We start from the raw sequence: 19117 nt of genomic DNA, 5'->3' as shown, positions 1-19117 counted from the left end.
CATCAAGACGTGTCGATGACATGAGCGATTCCCAGCCGGGGATGCCCCACAAAAGGGGCATCCCCGGTTGGTCGTTCCAAGGGGGGCACGGTCGCCGGTAAGGTGGCGTGCACTGTCTAAGCTCCGTGCGGTCTGCCCGCACGGTTTTGTTGACTGATTCGTATTCGTCGAACCTCAAGACCACCACCTCTGGCGCACGCGCGCGGGGGTCGCAGGAGGCACCGTGCTCACCGCGTTCGCCCGGGCGTTCAAGACGCCCGACCTGCGCAAGAAGCTGCTCTTCACGCTCGGCATCATCGTGATCTACCGGCTGGGGACGCATGTCCCCATCCCCGGTGTCAGCTACAAGAACGTCCAGACGTGCATCGACACCCAGAGCCAGAACCAGGGCTTGTTCGGTCTCGTCAACATGTTCAGCGGTGGCGCACTGCTGCAGATCACGATCTTCGCGCTCGGCATCATGCCGTACATCACCGCGAGCATCATCCTGCAGCTGCTGACCGTGGTGATTCCGCGGCTGGAGGCCCTCAAGAAGGAGGGCCAGGCCGGTACGGCGAAGATCACGCAGTACACGCGCTATCTGACCATCGCGCTCGCGATCCTCCAGGGCACCGGCCTGGTGGCGACCGCCCGCACCGGCACCCTCTTCCAGGGCTGCCCCGTCGCCAGCGAGATCGTTCCGGACCAGTCGATCTTCGTCACCATCACGATGGTGATCACGATGACCGCGGGTACGGCGTGCGTCATGTGGCTCGGTGAGCTCATCACCGACCGCGGCATCGGCAACGGCATGTCGATCCTGATGTTCATCTCGATCGCCGCGACCTTCCCGAGCGCCCTGTGGGCCATCAAGCAGCAGGGTGACCTGGCGGGCGGCTGGATCGAGTTCGGCACCGTCATCGCGGTCGGTCTCGTCATGGTCGGCCTGGTGGTCTTCGTCGAGCAGGCGCAGCGCCGCATTCCGGTCCAGTACGCGAAGCGAATGATCGGCCGAAGGTCCTACGGCGGTACGTCGACGTACATCCCGCTGAAGGTGAACCAGGCAGGCATCATCCCTGTGATCTTCGCCTCCTCGTTGCTCTACATTCCGGCTCTCGTCGCCCAGTTCGCGGGCGGCAATTCCGGATGGAAGCAGTGGATCGAGGCGAACCTGACCACAGGTGATCACCCGATTTATATCGCCACGTACTTCATCCTGATCGTCTTCTTCGCCTTCTTCTACGTCGCGATTTCCTTCAACCCCGAGGAAGTCGCCGACAACATGAAGAAGTATGGTGGCTTCATCCCGGGCATCCGGGCTGGCCGTCCTACCGCTGAGTATCTGAGTTACGTACTCAACCGGATCACGTGGCCGGGTTCGCTGTACCTGGGTCTGATCGCTCTTGTGCCGACGATGGCGTTGGTGGGCTTCGGGGCAAACCAGAACTTCCCCTTCGGCGGGACGAGCATCCTCATCATCGTGGGTGTGGGTCTGGAGACCGTGAAGCAGATCGAGAGCCAGCTCCAGCAGCGCAATTACGAAGGGTTCCTCCGCTGATGCGAATCGTCCTCGTCGGGCCGCCCGGTGCGGGCAAGGGAACGCAAGCCGCGTTCCTCGCCGCGAATCTGTCGATCCCGCACATCTCCACGGGCGACCTCTTCCGTGCCAACATCAGCCAGGGCACGGAGCTCGGCAAGCGGGCGAAGGCGTTCATGGACGCCGGCAATCTCGTCCCCGACGAGGTCACCATCGGCATGGCGCACGACCGCATGGCGCAGCCGGACGCCGAGCACGGTTTCCTGCTCGACGGTTTCCCGCGGAACGTGTCGCAGGCCGAGGCCCTGGACGAGTCGCTCAAGGCGGCGGGCCAGAAGCTCGACGCGGTGCTCGACCTGGAGGTCCCCGAGGACGAGGTGGTCAAGCGCATCGCCGGCCGCCGCATCTGCCGGAACGATTCCAGCCACGTCTTCCACGTGACGTACAGCAAGCCCGAGGCGGAGGGCGTCTGCGACGTCTGCGGCGGCGAGCTCTACCAGCGCGGTGACGACCAGGAAGAGACCGTGCGCAAGCGGCTCGACGTGTATCACCGCGAGACCGAGCCGATCATCGATCACTACAAGGCCCAGGGCCTGGTGGTCACGATCTCCGCGCTCGGCAAGGTGGACGAGGTCACCAAGCGCGCGATGGCCGCGCTCAAGGGCGACAAGTAGCCAGTACGCCGGTTCGGCCGCGGTGCCCCTAGGGGGACCGCGGCCGTACTGTTGTGTACGTAGCTGTTGGACGGATGACGGAGAGCGGAAGCCCCATGGTGCAGATCAAGACCCCCGAGCAGATCGCGAAGATGCGTGAGGCGGGCCTTGTCGTCGCCGCCATCCACGCCGCGACCCGCGAGGCCGCGGTGCCCGGCGCGACCACGAAGGATCTGGACGACGTCGCCCGCAAGGTCATCGCCGAGCACGGGGCCAAGTCCAACTTCCTCGGCTACGGCGGCTTCCCCGCCACGATCTGCACCTCGGTCAACGAGGTCGTCGTGCACGGCATCCCGGACGACAAGACCGTCCTGAAGGACGGCGACATCATCTCCATCGACGCCGGCGCCATCATCGAGGGCTGGCACGGTGACGCCGCGTACACCGCGTTCGTCGGCTCCGGTCACGCCCCCGAGCTGGTCGAGCTCTCCCGGGTGACCGAGGAGTCGATGTGGGCCGGCATCGCCGCCATGAAGCAGGGCAACCGGCTCGTCGACATCTCCCGGGCCATCGAGACGTACATCCGCCGCCAGCCGAAGCCGGGCGGCGGCAAGTACGGCATCGTCGAGGACTACGGCGGCCACGGCATCGGCACCGAGATGCACATGGACCCGCACCTCCTGAACTACGTCGAGCGCCGCCGCGGCAAGGGCCCCAAGCTGGTCCCCGGCCTCTGCCTCGCCATCGAGCCCATGGTCTCCCTCGGCACCCCCCGCACGGAGGTCCTGGAGGACGACTGGACCGTCATCACGACGGACGGCACCTGGTCCTCCCACTGGGAGCACTCCATCGCCCTCACCGAGGCGGGCCCCCTGGTCCTGACATCCCCGGACTGCGGCAAGGCGAAGCTGGCGGAGTACGGGATCACGACGGCACCGGATCCGTTGGGCTGAGACGGGCCGCCCGACGGACGGAGTCCGGCGCAGCCGCTCGAAGCTTGTGAGGCGCCCCGGCGCCGAACCCGCGAGAGGGGCGTCCAGGAATGGTCTGCGGCAAGGCGAAGCTGGCGGAGTACGGGATCACGACGGCACCGGATCCGTTGGGCTGAGACCCGTGGCGTCGGGGAACCCCGTTGCTTAAGGATCTTCTTCATGGGGCAGACTTTCCCGATTCGTCTTTCCGAGTGCGCTGACGTAGACTGACGCGTCGGCTCTCGTGCATCCGTGTGTCTCCATGCGGCGCACGAAGTCGATCAAGGTAGTCGATTCGAAGGGCGAAGCGTGGCCAAGAAGCAAGGTGCCATCGAGATCGAAGGCACTGTCGTCGAGTCTCTCCCGAACGCCATGTTCAAGGTGGAGCTCCAGAACGGCCACCAGGTCCTGGCACACATCAGCGGCAAGATGCGCATGCACTACATCCGCATCCTCCCTGACGACCGGGTCGTGGTGGAGCTGTCTCCGTACGACCTGACGCGTGGCCGGATCGTCTACCGGTACAAGTAGATCTTGCCCGCATCCCGCTCACGCGGGGTGGAGGCACTGACCCGGAGAACCTCACCCAATGAAGGTCAAGCCGAGCGTCAAGAAGATCTGCGACAAGTGCAGGGTGATCCGCCGTCACGGCCGGGTCATGGTCATCTGCGACAACCCGCGCCACAAGCAGCGCCAGGGCTGACGCACGACTGCAGTTCGCAGATTTTCGCGCGACGCACGTAATCAATACGCAGAGCACGTCCCTCTTCAGATCCATAGGTAATGGAGGGCGACACCCCCGGTCGGAGGCCGGGGACCCAGTACGTACCAACTCTTCTCGCAGCAGAAGGGGACGGCGGCTGGGAGTGGTTCTGCCGAAGACCTCCGAAGAATCAACAGGAGCCATGAATGGCACGCGTTGAAGGCGTTGACCTCCCGCGCGAAAAGCGCATCGAGGTCGCCCTCACCTACGTGTTCGGCATCGGCCGCACGCTGGCCCAGCAGACGCTGGACGCCACCGAGGTGGACCGCAACACCCGCGTCCGCGACCTGACCGAGGAAGACCTCGTCAAGATCCGCGAGTACGTGGACGCCAACATCAAGACCGAGGGTGACCTCCGCCGCGAGATCCAGGCCGACATCCGCCGCAAGGTCGAGATCGGCTGCTACGCGGGTATCCGTCACCGTCGTGGCCTGCCCGTCCGCGGTCAGCGCACCAGCACGAACGCCCGCACCCGCAAGGGCCCGCGTCGCGCCATCGCCGGTAAGAAGAAGCCGGGCAAGAAGTAGTCCTCGCTCAGCGGTCTATCGACAGCTGACGCTGCAGGACCGACCACCTCCCGTAGGAGTTATAGATGCCCCCCAAGGGTCGTCAGGGCGCTGCCAAGAAGGTGCGCCGCAAGGAAAAGAAGAACGTTGCTCACGGGCACGCTCACATCAAGAGCACGTTCAACAACACGATCGTGTCCATCACGGACCCGACCGGCAACGTGATCTCGTGGGCCTCCGCCGGCCACGTGGGTTTCAAGGGCTCGCGCAAGTCCACGCCGTTCGCCGCGCAGATGGCCGCCGAGTCGGCTGCCCGTCGCGCGCAGGAGCACGGCATGCGCAAGGTCGACGTCTTCGTCAAGGGTCCCGGCTCCGGCCGTGAGACCGCGATCCGTTCGCTTCAGGCGACCGGTCTTGAGGTCGGCTCGATCCAGGACGTGACGCCCACGCCGCACAACGGCTGCCGTCCGCCCAAGCGTCGCCGCGTCTGAGTCGTCGGCACGTCGCTTGACCTGAGGTTCCGGGCGGTACGGCTCTTCCGAGCCGTATCGCCCGTACCCTTGTAGCAGTAACACCATGGGGCTTCGGCCCCGGGCAGGGCATCAAATAGTGGGTGCCCCTGACTGAAGGAAACACTTCATGCTGATCGCTCAGCGTCCCTCGTTGACCGAAGAGGTCGTCGACGAATTCCGCTCCCGGTTCGTGATCGAGCCGCTGGAGCCGGGCTTCGGTTACACCCTCGGCAACTCCCTCCGCCGTACGCTCCTCTCGTCGATCCCCGGCGCTGCTGTCACCAGCATCCGCATCGACGGTGTCCTGCACGAGTTCACCACCGTGCCGGGCGTCAAGGAGGACGTCACCGACCTCATCCTGAACATCAAGCAGCTCGTCGTCTCCTCGGAGCACGACGAGCCCGTCGTGATGTACCTGCGCAAGCAGGGCCCGGGTCTGGTCACCGCCGCCGACATCGCGCCCCCGGCCGGTGTCGAGGTGCACAACCCCGACCTCGTCCTCGCCACGCTCAACGGCAAGGGCAAGCTGGAGATGGAGCTGACCGTCGAGCGCGGTCGCGGCTACGTCTCCGCCGTGCAGAACAAGCAGGTCGGCCAGGAGATCGGCCGTATCCCGGTCGACTCGATCTACTCGCCGGTGCTCAAGGTCACGTACAAGGTCGAGGCGACCCGTGTCGAGCAGCGCACTGACTTCGACAAGCTGATCGTCGACGTCGAGACCAAGCAGGCCATGCGCCCGCGTGACGCCATGGCGTCCGCCGGTAAGACCCTGGTCGAGCTGTTCGGTCTGGCGCGTGAGCTCAACATCGACGCCGAGGGCATCGACATGGGCCCCTCGCCGACGGACGCGGCCCTGGCCGCCGATCTCGCCCTGCCGATCGAGGAGCTCGAGCTCACCGTTCGGTCGTACAACTGCCTCAAGCGCGAGGGCATCCACTCCGTGGGTGAGCTCGTGGCCCGCTCCGAGGCGGACCTGCTCGACATCCGCAACTTCGGTGCGAAGTCGATCGACGAGGTCAAGATGAAGCTGAACGGCATGGGTCTCGCGCTGAAGGACTCGCCTCCCGGCTTCGACCCGACCGCCGCGGCCGACGCCTTCGGCGCCGACGACGACGCGGACGCCGGTTTCGTCGAGACCGAGCAGTACTAGTACTAGTTCCGATTGTGGCTGCGGGACCGTTGTGGCTGGTCGCGCAGTTCCCCGCGCCCCTATCGGGGCGCGGCCGCTGACCCCGGTACCTGATACGGCCGGGGCAGACATCAAGGAGAAACACCATGCCGAAGCCTGCCAAGGGTGCCCGTCTGGGCGGCAGCGCCGCGCACGAGAAGCTGCTGCTCGCGAACCTCGCCAAGCAGCTCTTCGAGTACGGCCGCATCACCACCACCGAGGCGAAGGCCCGTCGCCTGCGTCCGTACGCGGAGCGTCTGGTCACCAAGGCGAAGAAGGGTGACCTTCACAACCGCCGCCAGGTGCTGTCCGTCATCACCGACAAGAGCATCGTGCACACGCTCTTCACGGAGATCGGCCCGCGCTACGAGAACCGCCCCGGTGGTTACACCCGCATCACCAAGATCGGCAACCGTCGCGGCGACAACGCGCCCATGGCGGTCATCGAGCTGGTGGAGGCCCTGACCGTGGCCCAGAAGGCCACCGGTGAGGCCGAGGCCGCGACCAAGCGCGCGGTGAAGGAAGACGCCCTCAAGAAGGACGAGGCCGTCGAGGACACCAAGCCGGCCGCCGACGAGGCCGCCGCCGAGGAGTCCAAGGACGCCTGAGCGTCCTGACCGGTGTACGGGCGGGCCCGCATCCCTTTGGGGGTGCGGGCCCGTTCCGCTTGAGAGGAACTTTTGCGTGAGTGATGAGGCAGCGCCCGGGTTCGTGCGGGTGCGGTTGGACCTGTCGTACGACGGCAAGGACTTCTCCGGCTGGGCCAAGCAGCGTGAGGGCAGGCGGACCGTCCAGGGGGAGATCGAGGCCGCGCTGCGGACCGTGACCCGCTCGCGGGAGACGTACGAGCTGACCGTGGCCGGGCGGACCGACAGCGGGGTGCACGCGCGTGGGCAGGTCGCCCACGTCGACCTGCCGGAGGACGTGTGGGCCGAGCACCGGGACAAGCTGCTGCGCAGGCTCGCCGGTCGGCTGCCGCACGACGTGCGGATCTGGCAGGTCGCCGAGGCGCCCGCCGGGTTCAACGCGCGGTTCTCCGCCGTGTGGCGGCGCTACGCCTACCGCGTGACCGACCACCCCGGCGGCGTCGACCCGCTGCTGCGCGGCCATGTGCTGTGGCACGACTGGACGCTCGACCTCGACGCGATGAACGCCGCCGCCGAGCGGCTGATCGGCGAGCACGACTTCGCCGCGTACTGCAAGCGGCGTGAGGGCGCCACGACCATCCGTACGCTCCAGGAGCTGCGGTGGGAGCGGCGGGACGACGGGATCCTCGAAGCCACCGTCCGCGCAGACGCCTTCTGCCACAACATGGTGCGCTCGCTCGTCGGCGCCATGCTGTTCGTGGGCGACGGGCACCGGCCCGCGGAGTGGCCCGCCAAGGTGCTCGCGGCCGGGGTGCGGGACTCCGCCGTGCATGTCGTGCGGCCGCACGGGCTCACGCTCGAAGAGGTCGGCTACCCCGCCGACGAGCTGCTCGCCGCGCGCAGCAAGGAAGCGCGGAACAAGCGGACGCTGCCCGGCGCCGGCTGCTGCTGAGCGCCGGTGCCGCCCCGGCCCGGCGGCCGGACTACTCGGGACCGGCCGCCGCGGCCGACGCCTGCGCCTCGCCCCGCGCGTGGATGCGCTGGAAGGCGAAGCGGGCCATGGTGTCGCCGGTCCCGTACGCCGTGCGGTCGCCCGTGGTGACGTCCTTGCCGCTGGTGTAGCCGGTGGTGGTGAAGTACGCGTAGCGGCCGTAGGCGTTGTACGTGCCGCGGCAGACGCCCGTCTGGCAGAAGCCGGGCACGCCCTTGCCGGGCAACGCGTTGACCAGGCCCTTGTCGACCTGGTCCTTGACCTTCTTGGCCTGGGCCGTGGTGTCGAAGACGGCGACGCCGATGGTGACCGCGGTGCCGTCCTTGAGGTAGCTGGCGCGGATCAGGCGGGTGCAGTCGTTCTTGGTGAGGATCGCGCCGAGGGCTGGCTGGGTGACCGAGGCGCACTTCGTGGTGCTGTCGGTTGCGCCCTTCTTGTAGACGTTCTCGCCGGAGGTGAACGTCTTGCCGGGGAAGAGGCCCTCCGCGGTGAGCGGCGCCTTGTCCTTCTTGGCGCTGGAGATGTAGTCCTTCGGGTCCGGCGGGGGCGGCGGCGTGGTCGCCTCGAAGGACGGGCCCGGGTCCTTGCTCGCGCCGGGGATGTCGGCGGTGGCCGGGAGCTCGCTGGCCGGTTTGTTCGCCACGGAGGAGTCGTCGCTGTTGGCGGAGACGACGGTGATGGCCACGGCCGTCGCGATGCCGATCGTGGCGAACGCGCCGCCGCCGATCATCAGCCACTTGCGCCGCCGGGTACGCGCCTCGGAGGCCTCGGCGAGCGCCGCCCAGTCGGGTGTGGGCCCGCCGCCGGGTCCGCCCGTTCCCCCCGGACCCCACTGAGGTCCCCCTTGCCCAAAGCTCATGGGGCGCATCTTAGACGGGCACACGCGGATGTTGAGCGGGGGCCGGAGGGGGCTTCCGGCCTAGCCTGAGGCGTATGAACGCGGACAAAACGGGGGTTACGGGGTGGTTGTCGCGGCCTGCCGAGTGGCAGGTCCTCGTGGTGCTCGGGGCGGTGCTGCTCGCCGGGGCAGTCCGGGTGGGGCTGCGCTCGCCGGACGGCGGCATGGACAACGCCATCGTGGTGCGGGCCGCCGAGGCCTGGCTGCACGGCCGCTCGCCCTACGCCGACCGGCACTTCCTCTACCTGCCGGGGGCCGTGCTCGCCGCCGTGCCGCAGGCCCTGCTGCCGACCGCCGCGGCGCGCTTCCTGGTCCCCGCGGGCGTCACCGCGGGGCTCGCCGCCGGGTGGGCGTGCGCGCTGCGGCTGTACGGGGTCCCCTGGCGCAGCAGGTTCGCGGCGTACGGGCTCCTCGCGCTCGCGCTCGGCTTCGCCCCCTTCGGGCACCTCGTGGAGCTCGGCAACTGGACGGTGGCGTCCGCGGCGGCCCTGCCGCTCGCCCTGCTGCTCGCGTCCCGGGGCCGCTGGGCCGCCGCCGGTCTGGTGATCGGCGCCGCCGTCGCCGTGAAGCCGCTGCTCGCGCCCGCCGTGCTCCTCTTCGTCTTCGCCGGGCGGTGGCGGGCGCTCGCGGCGGCGGTCGGGCTGCCCGTGGTGGCCTCGCTCGGGGCGGCGCTGGCGATGCCGGACCCCGCCGGGTTCTTCACGCGGACGCTGCCGTTCCTGCTGCGCGGCGACGACGCCTTCGTACGGCTCTACGAGGCGTCGCCGGCCGCGGTGCTCGGGCGGCTCGGGGTGCCGCAGGCCCTGGCGACGCTGCTCGCGGGGGGTGCCGCCGCGGCCGGGGTGTGGTGTGCCTGGCGGCGGTGGGGGAGAGGTGACGAGGGGCCTTCGCGGGTGGTGGAGTGCGCCACCATGCTCATGCTTTCGGCCTTTCTCGTCTCCCGGCCCTCCTACGACCACTATCTGCTGGTCGTGCTTCCGCTGCTGCTCGCCGGGGTGCTCACGCCCGGGGCGCCGGGGCGCGGCCCGTGGTTCTGGGTGGCGCTTGTGCCGCAGATCCCGGGGTTCACCTGGCCGTGGCTGGAGCCCGGGACGCGGCGGGCCTTCAAGGACGCGGCCACGCTCTGTCTCCTCGCGGGCACGCTCGGCTGGACCTGCCTGGCGGGTAGAACCGCAGGTGAGCGCGGGTTGCCGCCGAGGATCGCGCCGGGCGGGCAGCGGATCGAGGCGGAGAACGCGGCGCGCGGCGGCTGAGGCGGGGCGGGTGATGGGGCACCGGAGTCGGAGCGGTGACCGTCGCGGGGCCGGGGGCAGGGCCCGCGGCCGGTTATCCTGGAGGTTCACAGGGCCGCCATGTCGGTGGAGCCGGCGTCGCCGGTCTCCAGGCCCGCGTTTTGACCCGTACGGGGCAGCGCGGGTATTCTGCGAGTTCGTTATGTGTATTGGCTTTCTCATTCTCACGTGAGGGGCCCTTACACCGGTCCACCGGGCCGATGACCAGCGGCAGGACTCGGTTGCGTCACCGAGGTCCGCCAGGGCTGTCGTACATCGTCCGTGGTGGCCATGTCAGGACCCCACCTCTGAAGAAGCGAAGGCTACGACACCGTGCGTACGTACAGCCCCAAGCCCGGCGATGTGACCCGCCAGTGGCACGTCATCGACGCCCGGGACATCGTCCTGGGCCGTCTGGCGACCACCGCTGCCACCCTCCTGCGAGGCAAGCACAAGCCGATCTACGCCCCTCACGTTGACACCGGTGACTTCGTCATCATCATCAACGCCGAGAAGGTGCACCTCTCGGGCAACAAGAAGACCCAGAAGATGGCGTACCGCCACTCCGGTTACCCGGGTGGTCTGCGTTCCGTCCGTTACGACGAGCTGCTCTCGAAGAGCCCCGAGAAGGCTGTCGAGAAGGCCGTCAAGGGCATGCTCCCCAAGAACACCCTGGGCCGTCAGATGCTCTCGAAGCTGAAGGTCTACGCGGGCGACCAGCACCCGCACGGCGCTCAGCAGCCGGTCCCGTTCGAGATCACCCAGGTCGCGCAGTAGTTCCGGCCACCCCCAAAGACGAAAAGAAATCTGAGGAGAATCGTGGCCGAGACCACCGTTGAGCAGCCGGTCGAAGAGACCGAGATCGCCGACGTCGAGCAGTACACCACCGAGTCCGAGGTCCCCGTCGAGGGCGAGTACACCTCGGAGTCGAACGCCGCGCGCTTCGGCGACCCGCAGCCGGCCGCCGGCCTGGGCCGTCGCAAGAACGCCATCGCCCGCGTCCGGATCGTCCCGGGCACCGGCAAGTGGAAGGTCAACGGGCGCACGCTCGAGGACTACTTCCCGAACAAGGTCCACCAGCAGGAAGTCAACGAGCCCTTCAAGGTGCTCGAGCTCGACAACCGCTACGACGTCATCGCCCGCATCTCGGGTGGCGGCGTCTCCGGTCAGGCCGGTGCGCTCCGTCTCGGTGTCGCCCGTGCGCTGAACGAGGCCGACGTCGACAACAACCGCGCGGCCCTCAAGAAGGCCGGTTACCTCAAGCGTGACGACCGTGCGGTCGAGCGCAAGAAGGCCGGTCTCAAGAAGGCCCGTAAGGCCCCTCAGTACAGCAAGCGCTAATCGCTGCCTGCTTGTACTGCTTCGTTCGCCCCGGCGGCACAGAATGTGCTGCCGGGGCGTTCGTCTATCAGGAACGAACGTTCGGAGGACAGCAGTGGGACGACTCTTCGGCACGGACGGCGTGCGTGGTGTCGCCAACGCGGATCTGACGGCCGAGCTCGCGCTCGGACTCTCCGTGGCGGCGGCGCACGTACTGGCCGAGGCGGGCACCTTCGAAGGCCACCGGCCGAAAGCCGTGGTCGGACGGGACCCGCGTGCGTCCGGGGAGTTCCTGGAGGCCGCGGTGGTCGCGGGCCTCGCGAGCGCGGGCGTGGACGTCCTGCGCGTCGGTGTGCTGCCCACCCCGGCGGTGGCGCATCTCACCGGTGCGCTGGGCGCCGACCTCGGCGTGATGCTCTCCGCCAGCCACAACGCCATGCCGGACAACGGCATCAAGTTCTTCGCCCGCGGTGGCCACAAGCTCGCCGACGATCTCGAGGACCGCATCGAGTCGGTCTACGAGCGGCACCGCACGGGCGCCCCCTGGCAGCGGCCCACCGGGTCCGGCGTCGGCCGGGTGAGCTCCTACGACCAGGGGCTCGACCAGTACATCGCGCACCTCCTCGGGGTGCTGCCCAACCGCCTCGACGGACTGAGGATCGTCCTCGACGAGGCGCACGGCGCCGCCGCGCGCGTCTCGCCGGAGGCGTTCGCGCGCGCCGGTGCCGACGTCATCACGATCGGCGCCCAGCCGGACGGCCTCAACATCAACGACGGCTGCGGCTCGACCCACCTGGACCTGCTCAAGGCGGCCGTCGTCGAGCACGGCGCCGACTTCGGCATCGCGCACGACGGGGACGCCGACCGCTGCCTCGCCGTGGACGGCGCGGGCGAGGAGATCGACGGCGACCAGATCCTCGCGGTGCTCGCCCTCGCCATGCGGGAGCACGGCACGCTGCGCGGCGACACCGTTGTCGCCACCGTCATGTCGAACCTGGGCTTCAAGCTCGCCATGGAGGCGCAGGGGCTCTCGCTCGTGCAGACCGCCGTCGGCGACCGCTATGTCCTGGAGTCGATGAAGGAGCACGGCTACGCCCTCGGCGGCGAGCAGTCCGGGCACGTCATCGTCCTGGACCACGCGACCACGGGCGACGGCACGCTGACCGGGCTGCTCCTCGCGGCGCGGGTCGCCGAGACGGGGCGTACGCTCGCCGACCTCGCCGGGGTCATGAAGCGGCTCCCGCAGGTCCTCATCAACGTGCCCGACGTCGACAAGTCCCGGGTGACGACCTCGGTCGAGCTGTCCGCCGCCGTCACCGAGGCCGAGCGCGAGCTGGGCTCCACCGGGCGGGTGCTGCTGCGCCCCTCGGGGACGGAGCCGCTGGTGCGGGTCATGGTCGAGGCCGCCGACATCGAGCAGGCGCGGTCCGTGGCGGGCCGCCTCGCCGACGTGGTGAAGTCGGCGCTGGGCTAAGCCTGTCGTGACCTCGCGGTACGTTGCCGCTGCCGGGCCCAGAGTGCCTTCTGGGCCAGCAGCGTCGCCGTACCCGCGAGGACGATGCCGAGCAGGTTGAGCAGGAGCTGTTCCGTCGAGCCCCAGGCCTGGCGGTACTCGGCGTAGCTGAAGGCGACCGCGGCGTTCGCCGCCGCGGGGACCGTCGTCACCGAGATCGCGACGCCGACCAGGGCACCCGACTTCGCCGAGGTGAGCGAGAGCGTGCCCGCGGTGCCCGCGAGGACCGCCACCACGAACGAGAACCAGTCGGGGCGGTAGATGAAGTTCGTGTTCGGGCGGTCCGCCCGCAGGGCTTCGTCGCTGAACAGGTTCATCGCGTCCATGAAGTAGCTGAAGCCCACGGTCACCGCCATCGCCGCGGCGAACCCCACGAGCAGCGCGGTCACCGCGCGCAGGGCCAGCCGGGGCGCGCGCCGGACGAGGGCCGTGCAGAATCCCGCGAGCGGGCCGAACTCCGGGCCCACGGCCATCGCGCCCACGATCAGGATCGCGTTGTCGAGCACGACACCGCAGGCCGCGATCATCGTGGCGAGGGTGATGAACGCGACGTACGTGGCCGAGAGCGTCGACTCCTCGTGGGTCGCTTCCGTGAGCTGCTCCCACAGGACCGCGTCGGCGGCCTCTCCCGGTGCGTCCTTCTCCGCCTTGTCGGCGCGCTCGGAGAGGGAGAGGTCGATGCTCTCGACCGCGATCGATCCCGTCTTGTCGATGCCCAGCGCGCGGAGGCCGTCGAGCAGTTCGTCGGCCGCCTCGCGGGCGGTGTCGCACATGACGACGTCGCCCGCGGGGTCGCGGGCCGCGCCGGGGAACACGGCCAGGTGCGTGGTCCCCGTGGTCCCCTCGATCAGGCGCACCACCGAATCGGTGGTGTCCGCGGGAGTGATCAGACGCAGGTGCAGCATGCCCGCACAGTAGTCGGGCGCCGGAGTGCGGACATACGGGCCCTGGATCAGAGTTTGCGCAGGCTCAGACGCTGCACCTTGTGGTCGGGGCCCTTGCGGACCACCAGGGCGGCCCGGCCGCGGGTCGGGGCCACGTTCTCCACCAGGTTCACCTTGTTGATCGTGCGCCAGGTCGTGCGGGCGTAGTCGAGGGCCTTCTCCTCCGAGACCTGTGTGTACTTGCGGAAGTACGAGGACGGGTCCTGGAAGGCCGTGAGGCGCAGCTTCTTGAACCGGTTGAGGTACCAGCGCTCGATGTCCTCCGTGCGGGCGTCCACGTACACGCTGAAGTCGAAGTAGTCGGCGAGGCCCACGCGGGTGCGGCCGTCGCTGCCGGGGAGCGCGGGCTGAAGGACGTTCAGGCCCTCGACGATCAGGATGTCGGGGCGGCGGACCGTGAGGCGCTGACCGGGCACGATGTCGTAGATGAGGTGGGAGTAGACGGGCGCCGTCACCTCTTCCTTGCCCGCCTTGATGTCCGCGACGAAGCGGGTGAGGGCCCGGCGGTCGTACGACTCGGGGAAGCCCTTGCGGGACATCAGGCCGCGGGATTCGAGCTCCTTGGTGGGGAGCAGGAAGCCGTCGGTCGTCACCAGCTCCACGCGGGGGTGTTCCGGCCAGCGGGAGAGCAGGGCCTGGAGGAGGCGGGCGACGGTCGACTTGCCGACCGCCACGGAGCCGGCGACTCCTATGACGAAGGGCGTGCCCGACTGCGAGCCCTTCTCGCCGAGGAAGGTGTTCAGGGCGCCGCGCAGGCCGTCGGTGGCGCCCACGTAGAGGTTCAGGAGGCGGGAGAGCGGGAGGTAGATGTCGCGGACCTCGTCCAGGTCGATGACGTCGCCGAGGCCCCTGAGTTTCTCCACCTCCTCCGCCGTGAGGGGGAGCGGCGTCTTCTCCCGCAGCGCGCTCCACTCGCTGCGGGTGAGGTCGACGTAGGGAGTCGCCTCCGGCTTCTGCCGGTGGGCGCTCCGCGGCGCCTTCATTGGCGCGGAGACCGAAGAGATCACAGTTCATTGTCGCGGCTGTGCGCGCGGTGGGCGGGGTGGGGTGTGTCACGCTGATCCGGTGATTATCGGGGTTGGCATCGACGTGGCGGAGATCGAGCGGTTCGGCGCGGCGTTGCGGCGCACGCCCGGGATGGCCGAGCGGCTCTTCGTCCCGGGCGAGCTGCTGCTGCCGAGCGGGGAGCGGCGAGGGGTGGCCTCGCTCGCGGCCCGCTTCGCGGCGAAGGAGGCACTGGCCAAGGCCCTGGGCGCACCCGGTGGCCTCCGGTGGACCGACGCCGAGGTGTACGTGGAGGACACCGGCCGCCCGAGGCTGCGGGTACGCGACACGGTGGCGGACCGCGCCGCCGAACTGGGCGTCCGCGCATGGCACGTGTCCCTGAGCCATGACGCGGGGGTGGCTTCGGCGGTGGTGGTGGCGGAGGGCTGAGGTGCCCGGCCCCTGGGCCTCGGGCCCGTGACCGGCTTCGGCCCGGGCCGGGCTTCGCAGGGCGGCATCAGCTCCGGGCGTCTCGCCAGGCCGCGGGGATGGCCTTCGCGACCTCCTGCGCGGTCACGGGCGCGCCGTCCGCCGCGTGCCGGGCGGCGAGGCCGTGCAGGTAGGCGGCGACCGACCCCGCGTCCCTCGCCTCCAGCCCGGCCGCGAGCAGGGACCCCGCGAGGCCGGACAGCACGTCGCCGCTGCCCGCCGTGGCGAGCCACGCGGTGCCCGTGGGGTTGACGCGGACCGCTCCCTCGGCGTCGGCGACCAAGGTGGTCGACCCCTTGAGCAGCACGGTCGCGCCGTACCGCGACGCCAGCTCCCGCACGGCGGAGAGCCTCGCCGACTCGACCCGCGCGCGGTCGACGCCGAGGAGCGCGGCGGCCTCGCCCGCATGCGGGGTGAGCAGCGTCGGCGCGCGCCGCTCGCGCACCCTGCGCTCGTCGGCGAGCCGCAGGCCGTCCGCGTCGATCAGTACGGGTACGTCGGCGTCCAGCACGTCGAGCAGCCGGTCCTCGTCGTCACCGAGGCCGGGACCCACGGCCCAGGCCTGCACCCGCCCGGCCTTCGACGGCGGCCCCGCGGAGACCAGGGCCTCGGGGAACCGGGCGATGACGGCGTCGGCGGCGGGCCCGGCGTACCGCACGGCGCCCGCGCCCCCGTGCAGGGCTCCCGCGACGCAGAGCACGGCCGCCCCGGGGTAGCGGGCCGACCCGGCGACGACGCCCACGACGCCGCGGCGGTACTTGTCGCTCTCCCCGGTCGGCACCGGCAGCAGTCGGGCCACGTCGGCGTACTGGAGGGCTTCGAGCGCCCGCCGGCCGGCCGGCAGATCGAGGCCGATGTCGACGAGCCGCACCGCTCCCGCGTACGCACGCCCCGGGTCGACCATGAGGCCCGGCTTGTACGTCCCGAACGTCACCGTCACGTCGGCGCGCACCGCCTCGCCGGGGACCTCGCCGGTGTCGGCGTCCACGCCGCTCGGCAGGTCCACGGCGACGACCACGGCGTCCCGCACGGCTGCCACCAGGCGCGCCGCGCGTTCGCGGAGACCACCGCGGCCCCCGATGCCGACGATCCCGTCGACCACGAGGCGGGCACCGGCGACCGCGGCCTCCGCGCGGTCGTCGTCGTCCGCCACGGCGCGGCCCCCGGCGGCGCGCAGGGCGGCGAGGCCGCCGGGGTGCGCACGGTCCGGGGCGAGCAGCACCGCGGTGACCCCCGCTCCCCGGCGGGCGAGCAGGGCCCCGGCGTACAGCGCGTCACCGCCGTTGTCGCCGCTGCCCACGAGGAGCGTGACCCGGCTGCCGTACACCCGGCCGAGCAGGCGGGCGCACTCGGTGGCCAGGGCGGCCGCCGCGCGCCGCATCAGGACGCCCTCCGGTCCGCGGGCCATGGCTGTTCGTTCGGCGGCCCGTACTGTTTCCACGTCGTAAGCACTTCGCATGCCGTCAGTCTTCCCCCGGACCGCCGCGGGAGCGACCGGCCCCGCCCGGGTGCTCTGAGACACTTGTGCGCGATGAACGAGACAGCCCCCTACCGCGTCCGCGCCGAGATCGACCTCGCCGCCCTCCGTGCCAACGTGCGCTCGCTGCGCGCCCACGCGCCGGATGCCGCGTTCATGGCCGTGGTCAAGGCCGACGCGTACGGCCATGGAATGGTGCCCTGCGCCAAGGCCGCCCGCCAGGCGGGTGCCACCTGGGTCGGGACCGCGACGCCCGAGGAGGCGCTGGCCCTGCGCGCCGCCGGTGTGCCGGGGCGGCTGATGTGCTGGCTCTGGACGCCGGGCGGACCCTGGCGCGAGGGCATCGAGGCGGACCTCGACATGTCGGTGAGCGCGCTGTGGGCGCTGCGCGAGGTGACGGCCGCCGCGCGCGAAGCGGGCCGCGCCGCCCGTATCCAGCTCAAGGCCGACACCGGCCTGGGCCGCAACGGCTGCGCGCCCGCCGACTGGCCCGAGCTCGTGGCGGCGGCCCTGCGCGCCGAGGCCGACGGGCTCGTCCGGGTCACCGGCCTCTGGTCGCACTTCGCGTGCGCCGACGAGCCGGGGCACCCCTCGATCGCCGCGCAGCTGACCGTCTTCCGGGAGATGGTGGCGTACGCCGAGGACCAGGGCGTCCGCCCCGAGGTCCGGCACATCGCGAACTCCCCCGGGACGCTCACGCTCCCGGAGACGCACTTCGACCTCGTACGGCCGGGCATCGCGATGTACGGCATCTCGCCGAGCCCCGAGGTGGGCACGCCCGAGGACTTCGGGCTGCGGCCCGTGATGACCCTCAGCGCCTCGCTCGCCCTGGTCAAGCACGTCCCGGCGGGCCTCGGCGTCAGTTACGGGCATCACTACGTCACCCCCGGTGAGACCACCCTCGGCCTCGTCCCCGCCGGGTACGGCGACGGCATCCCGCGGCACGCGTCGGGCACCGCCCCGGTCCTGGTCGCCGGCAAGTGGCGGACGGTCGCGGGCCGCGTGGCCATGGACCAGTTCGTGGTGGACCTCGGCGGCGACGAGCCGGAGGCGGGCGCCGAGGCGCTGCTGTTCGGGCCCGGCGACCGCGGGGAGCCGACCGCCGAGGACTGGGCGCAGGCGGCGGGCACCATCGCGTACGAGATCGTCACCCGCATCGGACCCCGCGTACCGCGCGTCCATGTGAATGAGCGGCCGGAGCCGGGAGAGACATCTACGAGCGGTCCGATCACTGACTAGGAGCGGCACGTGAGCGAGAGCAGCACGGGGGCCGCCGCGGCGGACGCGGCGGTGGAGGCCGTCGCCGCGGCCGGGAACTGGCGGCGCGCCGGGGTCGCGGGCGCCGCGATCGGTGTCATCGCCGCGGGCGCGGCGGCGGGCGTCGCCATAGAGCGGCTCACCGTCGGCCGCGGGATGCGCAAGAAGGCACGGCTCGCGCTCGACGCCGCCGGTCCTTACGGCTCGCTGCGGGGCATGCCGGGCACGGCGTACGCGGACGACGGCACCGAGATCTCGTACGAGGTCGAGGACGTCGGGACGGAGGAGAGCGGCGCGGAGACCGAGCCCGGCGGCAGGGGCGCCCGCGCGCGCCGCCTCTTCGGGCGCGGACGCGCGGCCCCGGCGCCCGTCACCGTCGTCTTCAGCCACGGCTACTGCCTGAACCAGGACTCCTGGCACTTCCAGCGCGCCGCCCTGCGCGGGGCGGTCCGCGCGGTCTACTGGGACCAGCGCAGCCACGCGCGGTCGGCGCGCGGCGTCGACCAGCTCGAACGGCGGGTGCCGGTCTCCATCGACCAGTTGGGGCGCGACCTGAAGGCCGTCATCGACGCGGCGGCGCCCGAGGGGCCGCTCGTCCTGGTCGGACACTCCATGGGCGGCATGACGACGATGGCCCTCGCCGACCAGTTCCCGGAGCTGATCCGCGAGCGCGTCGTCGGCGTCGCCCTCGTCGGTACGTCGTCGGGGCGGCTCGGTGAGGTGAACTTCGGTCTCCCGGTGGCCGGGATGAACGCGGTGCGCCGGGTGCTGCCGGGGCTGCTGCGGACGCTGGGCTCGCAGGCCGAGCTGGTCGAGCGCGGGCGGCGGGCCACCGCGGACCTCTTCGCGAGCGTCATCAAGCGGTACTCGTTCTCGCGCAAGGACGTGGACCCCGCCATCGCGCGGTTCGCGGAGCGGATGATCGAGGCCACGCCGATCGACGTGGTCGCGGAGTTCTATCCCGCCTTCGCCGAGCACGACAAGACGGAGGCGCTGGAGCACTTCGCCGGTCTGCCGGTGCTCGTGCTGGCCGGGGCCAAGGACCTGGTCACGCCGAGCGAGCACAGCGAGGCGATCGCCGCGCTGCTGCCGGGCGCCGATCTCGTCCTCGTGCCGGACGCGGGGCACCTCGTCATGCTGGAACACCCCGACCTGGTCACGGACCGGCTCGCGGAGCTGCTCGCCAGGGCGTGCGCGGGGCGCGCGTCGGCCAGTACGGGGACAGGGACGGGTACGGGTACCGGGACGGGTACGTCGGACCGGTGACACGGCGGGGCCCGGGGTGGCGCAGCGGCTA

21 protein-coding genes are annotated in these 19117 nt (G+C 70.6%); 17 read left to right on the top strand and 4 right to left on the bottom strand.

Annotated elements, in window-relative coordinates; all coding sequences use genetic code 11:
* Positions 1 to 223 precede the first annotated feature (223 nt).
* The 10 genes from secY to truA all read left to right on the top strand — a co-directional run bounded on the left by secY (position 224) and on the right by truA (position 7628).
* Positions 224 to 1537, top strand: a complete 1314-nt coding sequence (gene secY / locus ACRAKF_RS16700; RefSeq protein ID WP_447037974.1) for a preprotein translocase subunit SecY — start codon at positions 224 to 226, stop codon at positions 1535 to 1537.
* Entirely contained in the window at positions 1537 to 2190 is a 654-nt protein-coding gene (locus ACRAKF_RS16695; RefSeq protein WP_447037973.1) for an adenylate kinase, read from the top strand. Before secY ends, ACRAKF_RS16695 begins: the two co-directional genes overlap by 1 nt.
* Before the next feature lie 95 nt (positions 2191 to 2285).
* Entirely contained in the window at positions 2286 to 3122 is an 837-nt protein-coding gene (gene map, locus ACRAKF_RS16690; protein ID WP_447037972.1) for a type I methionyl aminopeptidase, read from the top strand.
* 327 nt (positions 3123 to 3449) lie between these two features.
* Positions 3450 to 3671: a translation initiation factor IF-1 gene (infA, locus tag ACRAKF_RS16685; protein WP_003948620.1), complete on the top strand. Its 222-nt coding sequence runs from the start codon at positions 3450 to 3452 to the stop codon at positions 3669 to 3671.
* 58 nt (positions 3672 to 3729) lie between these two features.
* Positions 3730 to 3843, top strand: coding sequence for a 50S ribosomal protein L36 (gene rpmJ / locus ACRAKF_RS16680; protein WP_003974245.1), 114 nt, complete (start codon positions 3730 to 3732; stop codon positions 3841 to 3843).
* 206 nt (positions 3844 to 4049) lie between these two features.
* Positions 4050 to 4430 carry a 30S ribosomal protein S13 gene (rpsM, locus tag ACRAKF_RS16675; RefSeq protein WP_447037971.1) on the top strand — a complete coding sequence of 127 codons (381 nt, stop codon included), beginning with the start codon at positions 4050 to 4052 and terminating at the stop codon, positions 4428 to 4430.
* Between the two features lie 65 nt (positions 4431 to 4495).
* Positions 4496 to 4900, top strand: a complete 405-nt coding sequence (gene rpsK, locus ACRAKF_RS16670) for a 30S ribosomal protein S11 (protein ID WP_003948617.1) — start codon at positions 4496 to 4498, stop codon at positions 4898 to 4900.
* Positions 4901 to 5048: 148 nt separating this feature from the next.
* The gene (locus ACRAKF_RS16665; protein WP_016645160.1) at positions 5049 to 6071 is read left to right on the top strand and encodes a DNA-directed RNA polymerase subunit alpha; all 1023 of its coding nucleotides are present in this window, start codon (positions 5049 to 5051) and stop codon (positions 6069 to 6071) included.
* A gap of 125 nt (positions 6072 to 6196) precedes the next feature.
* A complete protein-coding gene (gene rplQ, locus ACRAKF_RS16660) occupies positions 6197 to 6697 on the top strand; it encodes a 50S ribosomal protein L17 (RefSeq protein WP_447037970.1) in 501 nt (166 codons plus the stop codon).
* Between the two features lie 76 nt (positions 6698 to 6773).
* On the top strand, positions 6774 to 7628 hold the full coding sequence (truA, locus tag ACRAKF_RS16655; protein WP_447037969.1) for a tRNA pseudouridine(38-40) synthase TruA: 855 nt from the start codon (positions 6774 to 6776) through the stop codon (positions 7626 to 7628).
* A 31-nt stretch (positions 7629 to 7659) separates the two neighbouring features.
* Here truA and ACRAKF_RS16650 read toward each other — a convergent pair whose 3' ends face one another.
* Positions 7660 to 8526: a hypothetical protein gene (locus ACRAKF_RS16650; RefSeq protein WP_447037968.1), complete on the bottom strand. Its 867-nt coding sequence runs from the start codon at positions 8524 to 8526 to the stop codon at positions 7660 to 7662.
* A 74-nt stretch (positions 8527 to 8600) separates the two neighbouring features.
* Here ACRAKF_RS16650 and ACRAKF_RS16645 point away from each other — a divergent pair, with 74 nt between their 5' ends.
* From ACRAKF_RS16645 to glmM, 4 genes are all read left to right on the top strand, one after another.
* Positions 8601 to 9818 (top strand): glycosyltransferase family 87 protein, encoded by a 1218-nt coding sequence (locus ACRAKF_RS16645; RefSeq protein WP_447037967.1) that lies wholly within the window; start codon positions 8601 to 8603, stop codon positions 9816 to 9818.
* A gap of 351 nt (positions 9819 to 10169) precedes the next feature.
* Positions 10170 to 10613, top strand: a complete 444-nt coding sequence (rplM, locus tag ACRAKF_RS16640; RefSeq protein ID WP_447037966.1) for a 50S ribosomal protein L13 — start codon at positions 10170 to 10172, stop codon at positions 10611 to 10613.
* 42 nt (positions 10614 to 10655) lie between these two features.
* Positions 10656 to 11177 carry a 30S ribosomal protein S9 gene (gene rpsI / locus ACRAKF_RS16635; RefSeq protein ID WP_447037965.1) on the top strand — a complete coding sequence of 174 codons (522 nt, stop codon included), beginning with the start codon at positions 10656 to 10658 and terminating at the stop codon, positions 11175 to 11177.
* A gap of 94 nt (positions 11178 to 11271) precedes the next feature.
* On the top strand, positions 11272 to 12630 hold the full coding sequence (gene glmM / locus ACRAKF_RS16630) for a phosphoglucosamine mutase (RefSeq protein ID WP_447037964.1): 1359 nt from the start codon (positions 11272 to 11274) through the stop codon (positions 12628 to 12630).
* Here the strand turns inward: glmM and ACRAKF_RS16625 are convergent.
* Together ACRAKF_RS16625 and coaA are read right to left on the bottom strand one after the other, a co-directional pair.
* Positions 12627 to 13574, bottom strand: a complete 948-nt coding sequence (locus ACRAKF_RS16625) for a DUF389 domain-containing protein (protein WP_447037963.1) — start codon at positions 13572 to 13574, stop codon at positions 12627 to 12629. The genes glmM and ACRAKF_RS16625 overlap by 4 nt on opposite strands.
* 47 nt (positions 13575 to 13621) lie before the next feature.
* Complete coding sequence (gene coaA / locus ACRAKF_RS16620) at positions 13622 to 14620, bottom strand: type I pantothenate kinase (protein ID WP_447037962.1); 999 nt, start codon at positions 14618 to 14620, stop codon at positions 13622 to 13624.
* Positions 14621 to 14678: 58 nt separating this feature from the next.
* Here coaA and ACRAKF_RS16615 point away from each other — a divergent pair, with 58 nt between their 5' ends.
* Positions 14679 to 15047 carry a holo-ACP synthase gene (locus tag ACRAKF_RS16615; RefSeq protein ID WP_447037961.1) on the top strand — a complete coding sequence of 123 codons (369 nt, stop codon included), beginning with the start codon at positions 14679 to 14681 and terminating at the stop codon, positions 15045 to 15047.
* Between the two features lie 67 nt (positions 15048 to 15114).
* Here the strand turns inward: ACRAKF_RS16615 and ACRAKF_RS16610 are convergent, their stop codons facing one another.
* Complete coding sequence (locus ACRAKF_RS16610) at positions 15115 to 16545, bottom strand: NAD(P)H-hydrate dehydratase (RefSeq protein WP_447037960.1); 1431 nt, start codon at positions 16543 to 16545, stop codon at positions 15115 to 15117.
* A 72-nt stretch (positions 16546 to 16617) separates the two neighbouring features.
* Between ACRAKF_RS16610 and alr the strand changes: the two genes are divergently transcribed.
* Entirely contained in the window at positions 16618 to 17802 is a 1185-nt protein-coding gene (alr, locus tag ACRAKF_RS16605; protein WP_447037959.1) for an alanine racemase, read from the top strand.
* 9 nt (positions 17803 to 17811) lie between these two features.
* A complete protein-coding gene (locus tag ACRAKF_RS16600; protein WP_447037957.1) occupies positions 17812 to 19086 on the top strand; it encodes an alpha/beta fold hydrolase in 1275 nt (424 codons plus the stop codon).
* Positions 19087 to 19117 lie beyond the last annotated feature (31 nt).

The sequence above is a fragment of the Streptomyces sp. DSM 118878 genome (genome assembly GCF_052936595.1).
This window is presented reverse-complemented; position numbering and strand designations above follow the sequence as displayed.

What these genes read in the sequence shown, in the direction of transcription:
- ACRAKF_RS16695 (WP_447037973.1), top strand. Translation starts at nt 1,537, where the DNA reads ATGCGAATCGTCCTCGTCGGGCCGCCCGGTGCGGGCAAGGGAACGCAA.
- map (WP_447037972.1), top strand. Translation starts at nt 2,286, where the DNA reads ATGGTGCAGATCAAGACCCCCGAGCAGATCGCGAAGATGCGTGAGGCG.
- rpmJ (WP_003974245.1), top strand. Translation starts at nt 3,730, where the DNA reads ATGAAGGTCAAGCCGAGCGTCAAGAAGATCTGCGACAAGTGCAGGGTG.
- rpsM (WP_447037971.1), top strand. Translation starts at nt 4,050, where the DNA reads ATGGCACGCGTTGAAGGCGTTGACCTCCCGCGCGAAAAGCGCATCGAG.
- rpsK (WP_003948617.1), top strand. Translation starts at nt 4,496, where the DNA reads ATGCCCCCCAAGGGTCGTCAGGGCGCTGCCAAGAAGGTGCGCCGCAAG.
- ACRAKF_RS16665 (WP_016645160.1), top strand. Translation starts at nt 5,049, where the DNA reads ATGCTGATCGCTCAGCGTCCCTCGTTGACCGAAGAGGTCGTCGACGAA.
- rplQ (WP_447037970.1), top strand. Translation starts at nt 6,197, where the DNA reads ATGCCGAAGCCTGCCAAGGGTGCCCGTCTGGGCGGCAGCGCCGCGCAC.
- ACRAKF_RS16650 (WP_447037968.1), bottom strand. Translation starts at nt 8,526, where the DNA reads ATGAGCTTTGGGCAAGGGGGACCTCAGTGGGGTCCGGGGGGAACGGGC.
- ACRAKF_RS16645 (WP_447037967.1), top strand. Translation starts at nt 8,601, where the DNA reads ATGAACGCGGACAAAACGGGGGTTACGGGGTGGTTGTCGCGGCCTGCC.
- ACRAKF_RS16625 (WP_447037963.1), bottom strand. Translation starts at nt 13,574, where the DNA reads ATGCTGCACCTGCGTCTGATCACTCCCGCGGACACCACCGATTCGGTG.
- ACRAKF_RS16610 (WP_447037960.1), bottom strand. Translation starts at nt 16,545, where the DNA reads ATGCGAAGTGCTTACGACGTGGAAACAGTACGGGCCGCCGAACGAACA.
- alr (WP_447037959.1), top strand. Translation starts at nt 16,618, where the DNA reads ATGAACGAGACAGCCCCCTACCGCGTCCGCGCCGAGATCGACCTCGCC.